The sequence below is a fragment of the Geomonas paludis genome (assembly GCF_014193585.1).
Lineage (GTDB): Bacteria > Desulfobacterota > Desulfuromonadia > Geobacterales > Geobacteraceae > Geomonas > Geomonas paludis.
Genome location: NZ_BLXY01000006.1, coordinates 198,560 through 215,022, shown reverse-complemented (window position 1 = coordinate 215,022; position 16,463 = coordinate 198,560). Strand labels below are relative to the sequence as shown.

The 16,463-nt window shown below is 65.8% G+C and carries 11 protein-coding genes; 9 read left to right on the top strand and 2 right to left on the bottom strand.

All coding sequences use genetic code 11. The annotated features are described in order from the left end of the window. Positions 1-443 precede the first annotated feature (443 nt). The 5 genes from H7687_RS15185 to H7687_RS15165 all read left to right on the top strand — a co-directional run bounded on the left by H7687_RS15185 (position 444) and on the right by H7687_RS15165 (position 7,292). Complete coding sequence (locus tag H7687_RS15185; RefSeq protein ID WP_183348870.1) at positions 444-1,124, top strand: response regulator; 681 nt, start codon at positions 444-446, stop codon at positions 1,122-1,124. Continuing rightward, complete coding sequence (gene pnpS / locus H7687_RS15180) at positions 1,121-2,872, top strand: two-component system histidine kinase PnpS (protein ID WP_183348869.1); 1,752 nt, start codon at positions 1,121-1,123, stop codon at positions 2,870-2,872. The genes H7687_RS15185 and pnpS overlap by 4 nt, the downstream gene beginning before the upstream one ends. Before the next feature lie 262 nt (positions 2,873-3,134). Continuing rightward, positions 3,135-5,960, top strand: a complete 2,826-nt coding sequence (locus H7687_RS15175; RefSeq protein ID WP_183348881.1) for a cation-translocating P-type ATPase — start codon at positions 3,135-3,137, stop codon at positions 5,958-5,960. After that, positions 5,957-6,607, top strand: a complete 651-nt coding sequence (locus tag H7687_RS15170) for a potassium channel family protein (RefSeq protein ID WP_183348868.1) — start codon at positions 5,957-5,959, stop codon at positions 6,605-6,607. The genes H7687_RS15175 and H7687_RS15170 overlap by 4 nt, the downstream gene beginning before the upstream one ends. A 10-nt stretch (positions 6,608-6,617) precedes the next feature. After that, positions 6,618-7,292, top strand: coding sequence for a potassium channel family protein (locus H7687_RS15165; protein WP_183348867.1), 675 nt, complete (start codon positions 6,618-6,620; stop codon positions 7,290-7,292). Here H7687_RS15165 and H7687_RS15160 read toward each other — a convergent pair. Together H7687_RS15160 and H7687_RS15155 are read right to left on the bottom strand one after the other, a co-directional pair. Beyond that, positions 7,289-10,315, bottom strand: a complete 3,027-nt coding sequence (locus H7687_RS15160; RefSeq protein WP_183348866.1) for an ABC transporter substrate-binding protein — start codon at positions 10,313-10,315, stop codon at positions 7,289-7,291. The two genes, H7687_RS15165 and H7687_RS15160, sit on opposite strands and share 4 nt — an antisense overlap. Positions 10,316-10,358: 43 nt before the next feature. Continuing rightward, entirely contained in the window at positions 10,359-10,751 is a 393-nt protein-coding gene (locus H7687_RS15155; protein ID WP_183348865.1) for a PilZ domain-containing protein, read from the bottom strand. Positions 10,752-11,187: 436 nt separating this feature from the next. Here H7687_RS15155 and H7687_RS15150 point away from each other — a divergent pair, with 436 nt between their 5' ends. The 4 genes from H7687_RS15150 to H7687_RS15135 all read left to right on the top strand — a co-directional run bounded on the left by H7687_RS15150 (position 11,188) and on the right by H7687_RS15135 (position 16,395). Further along, a complete protein-coding gene (locus H7687_RS15150) occupies positions 11,188-11,565 on the top strand; it encodes a DUF1294 domain-containing protein (protein ID WP_183348864.1) in 378 nt (125 codons plus the stop codon). 200 nt (positions 11,566-11,765) lie between these two features. Next, positions 11,766-13,382 (top strand): PAS domain-containing hybrid sensor histidine kinase/response regulator family protein, encoded by a 1,617-nt coding sequence (locus tag H7687_RS15145; protein WP_246404921.1) that lies wholly within the window; start codon positions 11,766-11,768, stop codon positions 13,380-13,382. Positions 13,383-13,889: 507 nt separating this feature from the next. Further along, the gene (locus H7687_RS15140) at positions 13,890-15,503 is read left to right on the top strand and encodes an ammonia-forming cytochrome c nitrite reductase subunit c552 (protein WP_183348863.1); all 1,614 of its coding nucleotides are present in this window, start codon (positions 13,890-13,892) and stop codon (positions 15,501-15,503) included. 283 nt (positions 15,504-15,786) lie between these two features. Continuing rightward, positions 15,787-16,395: a CheR family methyltransferase gene (locus H7687_RS15135; protein WP_183348861.1), complete on the top strand. Its 609-nt coding sequence runs from the start codon at positions 15,787-15,789 to the stop codon at positions 16,393-16,395. Positions 16,396-16,463 lie beyond the last annotated feature (68 nt).

The following is a 16,463-nucleotide window of genomic DNA, read 5'->3' as shown; positions in this document are numbered from 1 at the left end:
AACCGTTCGGGCTGTGAAGAAGAGGACATGGCGTTTTACGCTTTGCGACGGGCTCGAACCCAAGACGCGAACAAACTGCCATGTCCCGGAACAGAAAATCTAGCTGCTTGATCGTAAACATACAAGACGCTAAGAGAGCCTAACGTCGCTAATGCCCTCTCCCTCTGGGAGAGGGTGCCCGAAGGGCGGGTGAGGGAGATGCCACGAAGGGGATCATTGCCTATTGCGGCGCCCTCACCCCGGCCCTCTCCCCGAGGGAGAGGGGGATGGGCATCTTAGCGGAAGATCACTGCTAGTCAGGTTTGTTTTTGCCTCCTTTGCGCCTTTGCGGCTTTGCGTTAAAAAATTGGGGTTTTCACCTCTGCATAATCGTTGACATCCGCAACGCAGTCGTTAAATATGCTGCTGTCCGCAATTCACATGAGAGAGGAAAGGAACCTGCCATGCCGACGGTACTGGTGATAGAGGATGAGAGGGATCTGGCCGATCTGGTGGCCTTCCACCTGGAACAGGAGGGATACCACTGCCTGATCGCCGGAGACGGCAACACCGGGTTGACCGAGGCGCGCCGCCACCGGCCGGACCTGATCCTGCTCGACCTGATGCTGCCGGGAATGATGGGGACCGAGGTGTGCCGCCTGCTCAAGGGGGGCGAACAGACCAGCTCCATCCCCGTGATCATGCTGACCGCCAAAGGGGAAGAGATCGACCGGGTGGTCGGCTTCGAGATGGGGGCGGACGATTACGTGGTGAAGCCCTTTTCCACCCGGGAGCTGATGCTCAGGGTGCGCGCCGTGCTGCGCCGCGGCGGCGACCGGGGGGGCAAGGGGACCCAGCTCACCCTGGGGGCCCTGCGCATCGACACCGAGGGGCACCGCGTGGAGGTGGCGGGCGAGGAGGTGCAGCTTACCTCCACCGAGTTCAAGCTGCTGATGAACCTGGCCGAGCGGCCGGGGCGGGTGCAGAGCCGGGAGGTCCTGCTGCAGAACGTGTGGGGCTACAACTACCTGGGCGACACCCGCACCGTCGACACCCACATGACCCGCCTGCGCACCAAGCTGGGCGTGGCGGGGGAGATGATCAAGACGGTGCGCGGCTTCGGCTACAAGCTGGAGGAGGCATGAGGGGGGGCTTCCGCTGGAAGCTGATGGGGTCCTACCTGGCCCTGGTGCTCTTCCTGGGCGCCGGGCTCTACCTCTACCTCTCCGGGAGCCTGGAGCGCTCCATGACCAGGGACACGCGCGCCCATCTCCAGGACCAGGCGCGGGTGGCTGCGCTGGTGGCGCTCAAGGAGATCCGGGAGCTGGACCGCGACGCGCCGGCCCTGACCGCGTCGCTGGCCAAGGCCATCCGTTCCCGGGTGACGGTGATCGCCGGCGACGGGCGCGTGGTGGCGGATTCCGGGCTCGACGCCTCCCAGGTGTCCCGGCTGGAGAACCACGGGCACCGACCCGAGGTGATCGACGCTTTACGGGAGGGAATAGGCAGCGCGGTCCGCTACTCGGCGACCCTGCACATCGACATGCTCTACGTGGCGGCTTCCTTCGGCAACCAGGGGGTAATCCGCCTGGCGCTGCCGCTCTCCGAGCTGGAGGCGGCCAAGCAGCGCCTGAGAAAGAGCCTGGGCGCGACCCTGGCGGTGGCGGTGCTCGCCTCGCTTCTTTTTTCCTACTTCCTCTCCAACATAAACTCCAGGAAACTCAGAAAACTCGCCGCCGGCGCCAACCGCATCGGCCGCGGCGAGTTCGGCACCCGGATCGCCGTCAGCGGGCACGACGAGTTGGGCGAACTGGCGCGGGTGATGAACGAGATGTCGGGGCGCATCAGGCAGCAGCTGGAGCAGATCTCCTCGGAGAAGGGGCAACTGGACGCCATCCTGGAAGGGATGGGGGAAGGGGTGATGGTGACCGACCGCGAGGCGACCGTGACCCTGGTGAACGCCGCCTTCTGCACCCTTTTCGGCACGGGGCCGCAGGTGGCGGGGCGCCCGCTTCTGGAGATCAGCCGGCATCCGGACCTGCATGCCGCCTGCCGGGAGGTGCTCTCCGCGCGCAGCGAGCGGCACCAGGAGATCTCGCTTACCGGCGGCAGGGAGGCCCTGGTGCACTGGGTGCCGCTCTTGGAGGATGGGGAGCTGGCGGGAGCGGTGGCGGTGTTCCATGACATCACCGCACTGAAGCGGGTGGAACGGGTCCGCCGCGATTTCGTGGCCAACGTCTCGCACGAACTGCGTACGCCGGTGACCGTGATCAAGGGGTACGCCGAGACCCTGCTCTCCGGCGCGCTGGCGCAGGACCCGGCGCGGGGCGAGCGCTTCCTGCAGATCATCCTGAACCACGCCGAGCGCCTCTCCGGCCTGGTGCGCGACCTTTTGGCGCTGTCCGAGCTGGAGAGCGGCGAGGTGGGGCTGAAGCCGGAGGCGATAGCGGTGGCCGACGCGGCGCGCCATGCCCTGTCGCTGGTGGCGCAGCGGGGCGAGGAAAAAGGGGTCGAGCTCAGGTGCGGGGACGGGCTGGAAGGGGTGGCGGTGCGGGCGGACCGTGCCCGGCTGGAGCAGGTGCTCATCAACCTTTTGGACAACGCCATCAAGTACAGCGAGCCGGGAGGGACGGTGGAGCTCGCGGCGCGGCGCGAGGGGGAGATGGTGCGCCTTTCCGTGCGCGACAGCGGCATCGGCATCCCCGAGAAGGACCTGCCGCGCCTGTTCGAGCGCTTCTACCGGGTGGACGAGGCGAGAAGCCGGGACAACGGCGGCACGGGCCTTGGCCTCTCCATCGTGAAACACATCGTCCAGGCCCACGGCGGGACGGTGGCGGTGCAGAGCGAACCGGGTAAGGGCTCCGTCTTCTCGTTCACCATGCCGGTTGCATGACAGCTTTCCCCTACCTTCCCCCCCGCGTGAGCCGCACGTTTCGGACGTGATGGCACCTTCCCCCACCCCCTAACCCCCTCCCGCAAGGGGAGGGGGAACTAAGGCGGCAGATCCCGGAGATCACCGCTGCACCTTCCGGCTGCACCTTCCCATGAGTTCGGGTTTGACTCCGTTCTAATTGCTATTACAGTTGAAGAGTTCGTTTTTTGCTGCCATGTCCCTGTGATCTCGGCCCGCCCGCGGCGGTGGCCGGCGCGTGACCATGAACGGCTCCCACGACCCGCTTCCCGACAACCTACGCTGGCACGAACTCCCGGTGCCGGAACTCCTTGAGCGCCTGGGGACCACCGCCGCCGGGCTCTCCTCACCGGAGGCCGCGTCCCGCCTCTCCCGCTACGGCCCCAACACGATCCGCGCTGCCGCGGCAAAACCGCTCTACCTGAAACTGCTGGCCCATTTCACGCACCTGATGGCGCTCCTGCTCTGGGCCGGCGGCGCCATGGCCTGGCTGGGCGAGATGCCCCAGCTTGCCCTGGCCATCTGGTCCGTCGTCTTCATCAACGCCATCTTCTCCTTCTGGCAGGAGCATCGCGCCGAGCAGGCGGTGGAGGCCCTCAAGCGGCTCTTGCCGGCCCACGCGACCGTGCTGCGCGACGCGGCGGAGCGGCTGGTCCCGGCCGAGGAACTGGTCCCGGGGGACCTGGTGCGGGTGAACCGGGGGGACCGCATCTCGGCCGACGCGCGCCTCATCGAGGAATGGGACCTGCGCGTGGACCAGTCCACCCTCTCCGGCGAGTCCCACCCGGTCAGGAAGACCGCGGACCCCCTGCCGGGACAGGCCCTTTCCCGCCCCGAGCTTCCCAACCTGCTGTTCGCGGGGACCTCGGCCGTGGCCGGCACCGGCACCGCGGTCGTCTTCGCGACCGGCATGGCCACGCAGTTCGGCCGCATCGCCCACCTCACCACCCAAACCGCGGAAGCCCCGTCATCCCTGCAGGTCGAAATCAACCGGATGACCCGGGTGGTCACCGCGCTGGCACTGGCCATCGGAACGCTCTTCTTCGCCCTCTCCGTGGCGATATTGGGGCGCGAGCTGCATACCGGGTTCATCTTTGCCGTGGGGATGGTCGTCGCCTTCGTTCCCGAAGGGCTCCTCCCCACCGTGACCCTTTCCCTGGCCATGGCCGTGCAGCGCATGGCGAAGCGAAACGCCCTGGTGAAGCGGCTTTCGTCGGTGGAGACCCTCGGCTGCTGCACCGTGATCTGCACCGACAAGACCGGGACGCTGACCCAGAACGAGATGACCGTGCGCGAGCTCTGGAGCGGAGGATTCGGGGGCGTCGTGAGCGGTGTCGGCTATGCCCCGCAGGGGACCATCGCCGCCGCCGGGGGAGGGGAACTGCCGGAAAGCGCGGGGGTGGGCCGGCTTTTGCTGGCCGCCGCCCTGTGCAACGACGCACGGCTGCTGCCGCCGGAAGGGGAGGGTGCCGTGTGGAAGGTGCTCGGGGACCCGACCGAGGCGGCGCTTCAGGTGGCGGCCCGGAAAGGTGGGGTCGATCCGGTCCTGGAGTCGTCCCGGTTGCCGCGCCTGCGCGAGATCCCTTTCGACTCGGTGCGCAAAAGGATGGCCACCATCCATCGGGAAGGGGCGGGCGAGACCGCCTTCGTGAAGGGGGCTCCGGCGGAGGTGCTTTCCCTGTGTACCTCGATGGTGCGGGGAGGGCCCGTGCCGTTGACCCCGGAGGCAAGGGACGAGGTGCTGCGGCAGGTGGACGGCTATGCCCGCAAAGGCTACCGGGTGCTGGCCGTGGCCGAGCGGAGACTCGATGCCCAGCTTGCGGAGTACACGCCGGAGTCCGTGGAGCGTGACCTGGTATTCCTGGGGCTCATGGCGATGCACGACCCGCCGCGTGCCGAGGTGGCGGACGCGGTGCAAAAATGCCGCGAGGCTGGCATCCGCATCGTCATGATGACCGGCGACTACGGGCTCACCGCCGAGACCGTGGCGCGGCGCATCGGGGTGGTGCGCCACGGGGAGGAGTGCCGGCTGGTCACCGGGGCCGAGTTGGACGGCATCGAGGAGCAGCACCTCCCCGCCCTGTTCTCGGGACCGGTCATCTTTGCCCGGGTGGCCCCGGAGCACAAGCTCCGCCTGGTGCAGGCCCTGCAGGGGCAGGGGGAGATCGTGGCGGTGACCGGCGACGGGGTCAACGACGCGCCGGCGCTCAAGAAGGCGGACATCGGCGTGGCCATGGGGGTGACCGGCACCGAGGTGGCCAAGGAGGCGGCGGACATGATCCTCCTCGACGACAACTTCGCCTCCATCGTCAACGCCGTCGAGGAGGGGCGCGCCGTCTACGCCAACATCAGGAAGTTCGCGACCTACATCCTCACCAGCAACGTTCCCGAGGCCTGGCCCTTCATCCTGCAGATCCTTTTCAACATCCCTTTGCCGCTTACCGTGATGCAGGTGCTGGCCATCGACCTGGGCACCGACATGCTGCCGGCGCTGGCGCTCGGGGCCGAAAAGCCGGAGCCCGGTGTCATGGAGCGTCCGCCGCGCTCGCGCCGGGAGCGCCTCGTCAACCGCCCCCTTTTGCTGCGGGCGCTGCTTTGGCTGGGGTCGCTGCAGGCGCTGATGTGCCTCGCCGGCTTTTTCATCCTCTACGCGAGCTACGGCTACACCGACCTGCTGCACCTCCCCCGTCCGGACCTGCTCCCTTACCGCGAGCGGCTACTCACCGCTCCCGGCGAGGTGTACGTCATGGCGACCACCATCTTCCTGGTCGGCGTGGTCTGCGCCCAGGTCGGCAACGCCTGCGCCTGCCGTACCGAGCGTATCTCGGTCTTCGCCATCGGGCTTTTCAGCAACAGGCTCCTGCTCGGCGGGATCGTCGTGGAACTGGTGCTTTGTGCCCTGATCGTCTACCTGGCGCCGCTTAGGCACGTTTTCGAACTGGGGCCGCTGCCGTCCCGGTTCTGGCTGGTGACCCTTTGCTACCCGGTGTTGCTCCTGCTTAGCGAGGAACTGCGCAAGTGGTGGCTGAGAAGCAGGGAAGCAGGGCGCTTACCTGGAGGTGCGTCATGAAGGTGATAGTGATCGGTTGCGGCAGACTGGGCGCCGCCCTGGCCGAAGAGTTGTCCGGGCGCGGCATCGAGGTGGCGCTGGTGGACCGGGACCCGGCGGCGTTCCAGCGGCTTTCCCCCGGCTTCACGGGGAGCCGGGTGGCCGGCCCGGGGCTGGACCGCGAGGTGCTGGTGCGCGCCGGGATCGAGAGCGCCGACGCGCTGGCCGCGCTCACCGCCAGCGACGAGGTGAACGCGGTGAGCGCGCGGACGGCCCGGCTTTTGTTCCGGGTGCCCCGGGTGGTGGCCCGGCTCTACGACCCGGGGCGGGCCGAGGCCTACCGGCGCCTGGGCATCCCCACCATCTCGCACGTCACCTGGGGGGTGGGGCGCATCGTGGAGCTTTTGTGCTACTCACAGGTGGAGCAGGTGCACAGCCTTGGGGGGGGCGAGGTGGAGCTGGTGCAGGTCGAGCTGCCGCACCTTCTTGCCGGCCGCAGCGTCCAGGAGTTGAGCCTCATGGGAGAGATCATGGTAGTGGCGGTCACCAGGCAGGGGAGGACGCTGATCCCCACGCCGGGGACGCTGTTCCGGCCCGGGGACCTGGTGCACCTGGCCCTGCTCACCTCGTCTTCGCAGCGGCTGAAGCACCTGCTCGGCCTGGCATAAGGAGGGCTCCATGTTCGTGATCATCGTGGGAGGTGGCAAGGTGGGGGCGCACCTGGCCCGGCTCTTGTCGCGGGGGGGGAAGCGGGTGCTGCTGATCGAGGAGCGGCGCGAGTTGTGCGCGGAGCTCTCCGGCGACCTGGAGGGGGTGCGGGTGCTTGAGGGGAGCGGCTGTGACCCCGGGCTCCTGGAACGGGCCGGCGTGCGCGAGGCGGACGCGGTGGCGGCGGTCACCGGGACGGACGAGGTGAACCTGGTGGTGGCGGGGCTCGCCCACGCGGAGTTCGGGGTGCGCCGGGTGATCGCGCGGGTGAACGACCCGAAGCACCTCTGGCTGTTTACCCCGAAGCTGGGCGTGGACGTGGCGCTGAACCAGGCCGACATCCTCTCGCACCTGATCGCCGAGGAGATGTCGCTGGGCGAGATGATCACCCTTTTGAAGCTGAGGAAAGGGGAGTACTCACTGGTGGAGGAGAAGGTGCATCCCCGCTCCGGTGCGGTGGGGCGCTCCATCGTGGAGCTCGCGCTTCCGGCCGAGAGCGTCGTCGCCGCGGTGATCCGGGGAGGGCGGCTGATCGTGCCGCGCGGCAACCTGGTTTTCGAGCCGGGGGACGAGGTGCTGGCGCTGGCGCACGCACGGGAGATCCCCAAGCTGTCGGCCCTGTGGGGGGCGCCCCAGGCGGGCTAGTCCGTGCCGGCCGCTGCCGGGAGCACCTCCCGCAGCACCCGCGCGACTTCCTGCACCGTGTAGGGTTTGGCGAGCGTGGCCCGGAAGCCGTGCTGTTTGTACTCGGACATCACCGGGTCGTTGGAGTAGCCGCTGGAAACGATCAGGCATGCCTGCGGGTCCAGCTCCAGGATGCGCTGCGCCGCCTCCTTCCCCCCCATCCCGCCGGGAATGGTCAGGTCCATGATCACCGCGTCGTAGCGTTCCCCGTTTAGCCGCGCCGCGCGGTACAGCTCCACCGCCTCGCTCCCCTCGCAGCAGGTGGTCGGGGTGTAGCCGAGCTGCTCCAGCATGGCGCCGGTGAGGTCCCGGATCAGTTCCTCGTCGTCCATCACCACCACGCTCCCTCCCCCGGGAGGGGCGTGACTGCTCTCCTGCTCCTTGGCGAGCTGCGCGGCGCTCTGCCCCAGGGAGGGGAGATAGATGGTGAAGGTGGTGCCGCTTCCCGGCGTGGAGTCGGCCAGGATCAGGCCGCCGTGCCTGGTGACGATGGAGTGGGTGGAGGCGAGGCCGAGGCCGGTGCCGCTGGCCTTGGTGGTGAAGTAGGGATCGAAGATCTTCTTCAGGTCGCTCTCCGAGATGCCGCACCCCTCGTCGCTGAAGTCCAGCCGCACGTAGTGCCCCGGCGCGAGCCCGAGCCGGTTCTCCGGCTCCAGGAGCTCGTTGCTCCCGGTGATGGTCAGGGTGCCGCCGCCGGGCATGGCGTGCACCGCGTTGATGATGATGTTGTTGAAGGCCTGGTTCATCTGCCCTTCGTCCGCCTCGACGATGTCGAGGGTGTCGGCGATCTCGATCCTCCCCTTGACGTTGGTCCCCCGCAGCACCAGTGACAGCGATTCGGCCGCCAGCTGCTTCACCGAGAACACCTTCTTGATGGGCTGCCCGCCGCGCGCGAAGGTGAGGAGCTGCCCCGCCAGTTCCGCCGCCCGCTGGCACGCCTTCTCCGCCTTGTTGAGCGGCCCCTTCGCCTTGTGCTCCTTTTCCAGCACCATCTGGGCGAAGCTGATGTTGCCCACGATGCCGGTCAGGATGTTGTTGAAGTCGTGGGCGATGCCGCCGGCCAGGACCCCCAGGCTCTCCAGCTTCTGCATGTTGAGCATCTGCGCCTCGATGCGCTTGTTCTCGCGGTCCAGGCGCTTCTCCTCGGTGATGTCCTGCACCATCACCAGCAGGTGCGCCCGCTCCTCGACCTGGAACCGGCTCAGGTAGCTGCGCAGGGTGAGTTCCTTGCCGAATGTCGACTGCAGTTCCCGCTCCAGGGCCCGCGGCGTGCCGTCGGCAAGAACCAGCCCCGCCTGCTCCAGCATCCCGCCCTCCCCGCCCCAGGAGGGGAGTTGCCTGAAGTTCTGCCCCAGCAACTCGGCCACGCTCCCCCCGAGGATCTCGGCCGCGGCCTGGTTCGCCCTGATGCAGTTGCCGCTGTCACCGTCGAAAACCACGATCCCCATCGGGGACTGGGCCAGGAGCGTTTCCACCAGCATGAGCGCCTTGCCGCGGGCCTGTTCCGCCTCGATGCGGGCGGTGATGTCGGAGATGATGCCGACCAGGGCCCGAAGCGACCCGTCCGGCGCCTCGAGCCGCCTGCCGGAGAGGTAACCCCAGAAGCTTCCGCCGTTGCCGCTCAGGTAGTGGCGCTCGGTGCTGGCGTGACTGACCTCGCCGGCCATGAGTCGGCGCATCAGTTCGCTCCCCGATGCCAACTGGTCCGGGTGCAGATGGCTGGTGTAGCTGGAGCCGATCAACTGTTCCATGCTGCAGCCGAACATCTCGGCCATGCGGTTGTTGGCGAAGCGGATCACCCCCTGGGGGTCCACCATGACGATGCCGGCCTGAAGGGTCTCGAAGGTCACCCTCAGTTGCTGCTCGCTCTCCTTGAGGGCCGCCTCGGCCGACTTGCGCTCGCCGATTTCGGCCTGGAGCACGGTGTTGAGCTGCCGGAACTTCATGACGATGGCACACAGGAAGGCGATCACCGCGGCGCAGATGAGCAGCGCGCCCAGGAGGAATCGGTAGTTTCCGCCGGGTCTGGGATCGTAGATGATGCCGGTAGGATCGAACCCCGGCGGGAGCATCCCCATGCCGCCAAAGGTTTCGGCGATGTGGCGCCAGCGGGTGGGACTCTGGTAGCCGACCTCGACCAGGGTGGGCTGGATCAGCGCCTCCATCTGGTTCGCCTCGAACATGAGCCAGTCGCGGCTGCGCTCGCGGGAGTACTTGGCCAGGATCAGGCCAGCGATCTCATCCTTGTGGGACAGGGCGTAGCGCCACCCCTTGAGGCTGGCCTCCCGGAAGGCCCGCACCAGCGCGGGGCGCGAATTGATGTTGGAGCGGGTGGTGAAGAAGTTGTCGCCGTAGAAGTCGATGCCGTAGGTGAGCGGGGAGAAGGCGAGGTAGGGCTCCCCCGCGCGCTCCAGGATGTAGGGTTCGTTGAAGCTGTAGGCCATCATCACGTCGGCCTTGCCGGCGATGAGGTCACGGGCGTCGCCGCGGTGCTCCACCTTGACGATGTCCTTCTCTTCGATGCCGTTGTTCTTGAGCAGGGTGAGCATGTCGCCGTGCTGGTTGGAGTACATGAAGCGGCGACCCTTCATGTCGGCGACCTTCTGGATACCGGTCTTGCGCGGGGTCAGCAGTATGGCGGGTGAGTGCTGGAAGATCTGGCCCAGCACGACGAGGTCGTCGCCGTGGGCCCGGTGCAGCAACAGGGCCGAGGTGCCCACGCCGAAGTCGGCGCGCCCCGAGGTGACCGCGTTCTCGACCTCGACGTCGGGGCCCCCTTCGCGGATGGTGACGTCGAGCCCGGCCTCGCGGTAGAACCCCTTCTCCAGCGCCGCGTAGTAGCCGGCGAACTGGAAGTGGTGCAGCCACTTGAGCTGGAGGGTGACGCGCTCGTTGGCCCGGGCGGGGTGCGCCAGCGCGAGCAAAAGGGCCAGCGTGAGCAGGGTGGCCCACCCCCTGCGACCGGCTCGTTGGGCAGCTTTCATGGTGCGGTCCTCGTGGGGCGCAAGCGGTCGTCGCGCGCGCCATTCAGGGGGTGTTGCAGTAGTCGGCCAGGTAGCCGCGGATACGGTCCACGTCGTCCCGGGCCTGGTCGGGTTCTTCGCGCATCAGCTCCATCAGGAGGGCGATGCAGCCGCTGTCGTCCACGTCGTGGTCCACGAACTTGACACCGAGCAGTGTGTCGCTGACGTGCACCACCTCGGTCCAGATCTGCAGCGGGGGGCGGAGGTCGGGGTCGGCGTCGAGCTGGATGCGCAACAGGCAGCCGGTCCCGCCGGAAAGCGCGGTGGTGCGGCGCAGGTGGAGCAGGGCGCCGTTGAAGGAGATGTTTTCCAGGACGCCGGTGAGGCACTCGCCGTGATGCACCAGTTCGACCCTTTTCGAGGAGGAGGCCCGGTAAAACTGTCGCAACTCTGTCATAGGGTACAGACCTTTGGTAAACAGGATGAAGTGTTCAGTTTCATCATCGGAAAAAACGTTCCTGCTCTTGAGCACTTTTAGCGGGAAAAGTATTTCACCGGGCCGGTACAGCTTCGGTCAGGACAATGAGCCGGGCATGCCGGGGCATTATGCCATGCATCGGTGGTATTAAGCTACGCTATTTTGTCGAACCCGGTCCGGGCCTGATCGTCGCCCCTTTTCTTCTGCTATCGGCCCGGATGAAGAACGGCAATTGTGCTTGAAACTGCCGGTGCCATCTTGTATAAGAAGCGTGGCCTGCCTATCTCTCCAACAGCGAGGCAGGCTCCCCGTTGTCACCCACCTTAACGTCCGGTTCCCGACTGCGGACACCTTACGACTTGAAGTTTTTGATACGGCCCTGCCGCAGCTGCGGCGGCAGCCTGGAGCAGCGTCGATGGGATACGCCGAGGCACGAGAGTACCGCAAGCCACCTTGCTACCTTTGGGGCCCCTCCTCGTTGTTGCTGCTTGCCGTGCTGGTGCGGCTCGGCTATTTCCCGGCAGTGCTTCTCTACGGCTACCTGCTCGCGAGCCTGGCGGCCTTTCTCCTGTATGCCCTGGACAAACGGGCCGCCGCCGCCCGGCGGCGCCGGGTCCGCGAGCGTACCCTGCACCTGGCCGCCCTGTGCTGCGGCTGGCCCGGGGCGGTCCTGGCGCAGCGCCTGCTGCACCACAAGACGCAGAAGGGTTCCTTCCTGGTGCTGTTCCGCCTGACAGTTTTCGCCAACGCCGCGGCGCTTGCCCTGTACGGCTGGGCGCGGGCGGGCGGGTAACCGGAGGGTGGTGATCCCCTCTCCCTTCGGGAGAGGGTGCCCGAAGGGCGGGTGAGGGCTGTGCCGGGTGCTGCCATTTTGCCCTTGGCAATTCCCCTCACCCTAGCCCTCTCCCAGGGGGAGAGGGGACGTGGACGGATGCGGTGCAGGATCATGTCATGTCGTTGCTGCAATGAAATGAAACCCGTCGTGGAGGGATAGTGCCAGGTCCAGATCAGCAGGGGATGGAATACGGGATGTTCACCAACCCGGTACAGGGGGAGCAGCGCTCGCTGTACCGGGAACTGGTGCAGGTGAACCGCAAGCTGGAGCAGAAGGTCCAGGAGCTGAACCAGGCCCAGCAGCGCCTCATGGAGTACCGCAAGGTCTTCGAGTGCACCGGCGACCTCATCTACGTGTTCGACCGCGACTACCGCTACCTGATGGCCAACGAGGCCTACCGCGACTGCCGCAAAAGTCTCTTTCCGGACCTGATCGGCCGCACCCTCCCCGAGGTGATCGGGACCGATACCTTCGCCCGGGTCAAGCCGCAGATCGACGCCTGCTTCGCCGGCAACGAATTGAGCTACGAGGACAGCCACCACTACGTGGACAAGGGGACGCGCGACCTGCTGGTCACCTTCTCCCCCGTCTTCGAGGGGGAGCGCGTGGAGCGGGTCGCCTGCCTGATCAAGGACGTGAGCGAGCGCAAGCATCTGGAGGAGCAGCTCAGGCAGTCGCAGAAAATGGAAGCCATCGGCACCCTAGCCGGCGGTATCGCCCACGACTTCAACAACATCCTCACCGTCATCGCCGGCTACGCCTCGCTGATCCAGATCAACGGGGAGGAAAGCGAAGCCGCGGCCATGGCCGGGGAGATACTGTTCTCGGTGGAGCGGGCCGCGGAGATGACGCGGAGCCTCCTGGCCTTCAGCCGCAAGCAGGAGGTGCACCTGGAAACGGTGGACCTGAACCTGCTGGTGGCGGAGTTGCACAAGAGCCTGGCGCGGCTGATCAGCGAGGAGATCGAACTCGTGGTGCGGGTGTCGGGGGGGGAGGTGTGCTGCGTCGCCGACCGCGGCCAGCTGGAGCAGGTGCTGATCAACCTTGCCGTGAACGCCCGGGATGCCATGCCCGGAGGGGGCATCCTCGAGATCTGCACCGGCATCGCGGAGCTGGAAGACGAGGAGGTTGCCCCCGGCCGCTACGCCCTGATCACCGTCTCCGACAACGGCACCGGGATGGCGAAGGAGGTGCAGGAGCGCATCTTCGAGCCTTTCTTCACCACCAAGGAGGTGGGCAAGGGGACCGGCCTGGGCCTCTCCTCCAGCTACGGCATCATCAAACAGCACAACGGCGCCATCCGCATGCACAGCGAATGTGGGACCGGCACCAGCTTCCGGGTCTACCTTCCCCTGTCCGGGGAGCGCCCCAGGGTGGAATCCGACGGGAGCGAGGGACGCCTGGGTGCCGGCAGCGGCACGGTGCTCCTGGCCGAGGACGAAGAGACGGTGCGCGACATGACCCGGCTCCTCCTGGAGCGCCACGGCTACCAGGTGCTCACCGCACGCAACGGCCAAGAGGCGCTGGAACTGTACCGGCACAACCAGGGGCGCGTGCAGGTGCTGTTGAGCGACGTGATCATGCCGCGCATGAACGGCAGGGAACTGTGCGAACAGGTGCGGCAGCTGGCGCCGGGGCTCCCGGTCATCTTCATGAGCGGTTATCCCGCCGACGTCATGTCCGAGAAGGGCCTTTGCGGTGGCGGAGCGTACCTGCAGAAGCCGGTCAAGCCCGAAGAGTTGTTGGGGGCGCTGCGGCGCGCGCTCTGCGTTTAATGCCCTCCTGGAGAGAAGGGGGACCGGCTCCGCCAGGTGCCGGTCCCCTTTGCCCGCTGAGCTGAAAGGAGCGTTCCGCTAATGGGACAGGCACCTCACGGAGCCTGTCCCTTCTGCTTGTCCCTTCTGCCCGACACCGTCCGGCTAATAGACCTCCGTCATTGCCTCAAACTTCCATTTTCCTTACCTCCCCTGTCGTATCAGTCAATAACAGTCCCTTGCACCGAATAATTTAACGGCTACACTCTTAGCGTTTTGCTTTTGTTCATCCTGCTTGATTTCCAATGGCGCTATGCCTTCCCAGCCAGTGTGGTGACTGTCTTTCACCGGGCTGAGTCGCCATTGTTACTGTATTGGTAGCTTCTAATAGTTTGCGGGCGGCAATCTGAATAAATTTGACTTCCGTCAAATCTTTTCCTGACCGTTTCGTGCATGAATGACACCCATTTCGAGGCTGCAATCGGCGCTGGATGCCGGAATCTCTACCCATCACAGAGGAGGAAAACGATGCTCAAGAAGAATGTGGCTGTGACTGCGGCAATCGCCGGGGCGATCGCGCTCTTGTCGATCCCCGCCCTGACCACGGCGGCCAAAAGCAAGCCGGTGCAGGTTGCCAACGACGGCAGGGCCAAGTGCTACGACTGTCACGACGAGGTGAAGGCGCTCAAGGAGGGCTCCAAGCACGCCAAGCTCTCCTGCAAGGTGTGCCACGACAAGCTGGACGCCCACATGAGCGACCCGGAGAAGAACAAGCCGGTCACCACCATCGATGCGGCGTTGTGCGGCAAGTGCCACAAGGCACAGTACGACAGCTTCTTCGAGGTGAACTACGAGGCCCAGGCCAGGAAGGAGAAGGGCACCCCGACCGGGCGTTCGCCGTTGCAGGACAAGCTCCTGGCCGGCCACGGCTTCACCTTCGAGCACGCCGAGCCGCGGGGCCACGCCTTCATGGTCATCGACCAGTTCGCCGTGGACCGCTTCCAGGGCGGCCGCTTCCAGTTCAAGAAAGGGTGGCAGGGCGTGACCTCCACCGGCAAGACCTGGGACGTCCTGACCGACACCGGCAAGAAGCTCCCGGAAACCGCCATGGCCGGCAACCCGACCTGTATCCAGTGCAAGACCTCCGACCACCTGCTCAAGTGGAAGTTCATGGGTGACAAGGATCCCAAGGCGAAGTGGGACCGCACCTCCAACATCGTCGACGTGGCCAAGGACACCAACAACCCGGTGGGCTGCGTGCACTGCCACGACCCGCACGGCACCCAGCCGCGCGTGGTGCGCGACGCGCTGATCCAGGCCATCGAGAAGGATCCCAAGGGGAACATCTTCGCCAAGAACGGCGCCACCGACCTTAAGGTGATCGACTTCCGCGGCTTCAGAAAGATCGGCATCATGCAGAAGACCGACTCCCGCATGATGTGCGCGCAGTGCCACGTGGAGTACAACTGCAACGCCGGCACCCAGTGGAGCGACGGCAAGCCGGTGAAGTACGACGACCTGCGCACCAACCACTTCCCGCTCAAGAACTCGCTGCAGCTTTTAAAGCACTACCAGGACCTGAACTTCTTCGACTTCAAGCACGCCATCACCGGCGCGCGCCTGATCAAGTTCCAGCACCCGGAGGCGGAGACCTACGCGGGGAGCGTCCACGACAAGGCGGGGGTGCAGTGCCACCAGTGCCACATGCCGCAGCAGAAAGGGAAGGACGGCAAGAAGTTCTCCACCCACGGCGTGATCCGTCCCAAGAACCACGTCAAGGAAGCCTGCCTTGGCTGCCACCCGAAAGACAGCGTGGCCAAGAAGAGCTACGAGATCGACGCGGTGCAGAACTACGTCAAGGGCAAGATGCGCAAGGCCGAGTACTGGCTGGGTCAGCTGATCGATACCTATGCCGCTGCGCAGCGCATGGGCGTTGCCCCGACCGTGCTGGACGAGGCGCGCGCCAAGCATGAAGAGGCGCACGTGCTCTGGGAGTACTGGACCGCCGAGAACTCCGACGGCTTCCACAACCCGGATCTCGCCCGCGAGTCCCTGACCGGCTCCATCGCCGCCGCCAAGGCCGGCGTCAAGATCCTCAACGACGCCATGACCGTGGCGAAGAAGGACGAGCCCAAGAAATAGCGGCGACTGCAGCCGCGCGTAACAGGAAAGCCCCGCCTCCTCAAGGAGACGGGGCTTTTTAATTGGTTGATCCCACCCAGTACAGTCACAGAGATTCTTTTTTCCCGGCACAGCGGAGGGGGGGCACTGATGAAACTGGTCAATTGACAATAGTTAGAGAAAAATAATCCAGTTAACGTAAACGCTTATTCAAGGAATGGAAGTGAGCTTCCGATAAACCCCCTCATGGGAGCTTTGGCAGCACGTGCTTCGCTAACCTCTATCCCCCTGTCAGGAGCGTTCTATGGCTTTCACCTTCTTCATGCGCGACCAGCCCACACTGGAGTACGCCGCCGACCACATGATCGGCTACGCGATGGGCAGAAGCCGGATCAAGATCTGGGACGCCGGCTGCGCGCTGGGGCAGGAGACCTACACGCTGGCCATGATCCTGGCGCGGAAGATGAACTCCTTCGGCTTCAAAAACCTGCGCATCGACGCCACCGACTACGACAGCGCCAACAACTTCGGCGACGTGGTCAGGGCGGCCACCTACCCCTACGAGGAACTGCAGCGCACCCCCGCTGACCTCTTCCAGGACTATTTCGAACCCGCCGATAAGCCCGGCCAGCACCGGGTGGTGCAGCTTCTGCGCGACCGGGTCAACTTCCAGTACCACGACCTCCTGTCACTGAAAGCTCCCGGCAGCGACTACTGCCTCGTGGTCTGCAAGAACGTGCTGCTCCATTTCCAGTACGGCGAGCGGGTCGAGGTCTTCAAGGTGTTCCACCAGGCTCTCGCCCCCGGCGGTTACCTCGCCACCGAGAACACCCAGAAACTGCCCCGGGAGGTGTCTCATCTCTTCGAACAGGTGGTGCCCGACGCCCAGCTGTTCAAGAAGATCGGGGGATAGCATGAAGGTCACCCGCCCAAGAAGAGCACCTGTCGGGGGCGGAGCCGGTCGAGGGGCGGATCGGTACT

What these genes read in the sequence shown, in the direction of transcription:
- H7687_RS15175 (WP_183348881.1), top strand. Translation starts at nt 3,135, where the DNA reads ATGAACGGCTCCCACGACCCGCTTCCCGACAACCTACGCTGGCACGAA.
- H7687_RS15150 (WP_183348864.1), top strand. Translation starts at nt 11,188, where the DNA reads ATGGGATACGCCGAGGCACGAGAGTACCGCAAGCCACCTTGCTACCTT.
- H7687_RS15165 (WP_183348867.1), top strand. Translation starts at nt 6,618, where the DNA reads ATGTTCGTGATCATCGTGGGAGGTGGCAAGGTGGGGGCGCACCTGGCC.
- pnpS (WP_183348869.1), top strand. Translation starts at nt 1,121, where the DNA reads ATGAGGGGGGGCTTCCGCTGGAAGCTGATGGGGTCCTACCTGGCCCTG.
- H7687_RS15160 (WP_183348866.1), bottom strand. Translation starts at nt 10,315, where the DNA reads ATGAAAGCTGCCCAACGAGCCGGTCGCAGGGGGTGGGCCACCCTGCTC.
- H7687_RS15185 (WP_183348870.1), top strand. Translation starts at nt 444, where the DNA reads ATGCCGACGGTACTGGTGATAGAGGATGAGAGGGATCTGGCCGATCTG.
- H7687_RS15170 (WP_183348868.1), top strand. Translation starts at nt 5,957, where the DNA reads ATGAAGGTGATAGTGATCGGTTGCGGCAGACTGGGCGCCGCCCTGGCC.
- H7687_RS15155 (WP_183348865.1), bottom strand. Translation starts at nt 10,751, where the DNA reads ATGACAGAGTTGCGACAGTTTTACCGGGCCTCCTCCTCGAAAAGGGTC.
- H7687_RS15135 (WP_183348861.1), top strand. Translation starts at nt 15,787, where the DNA reads ATGGCTTTCACCTTCTTCATGCGCGACCAGCCCACACTGGAGTACGCC.
- H7687_RS15140 (WP_183348863.1), top strand. Translation starts at nt 13,890, where the DNA reads ATGCTCAAGAAGAATGTGGCTGTGACTGCGGCAATCGCCGGGGCGATC.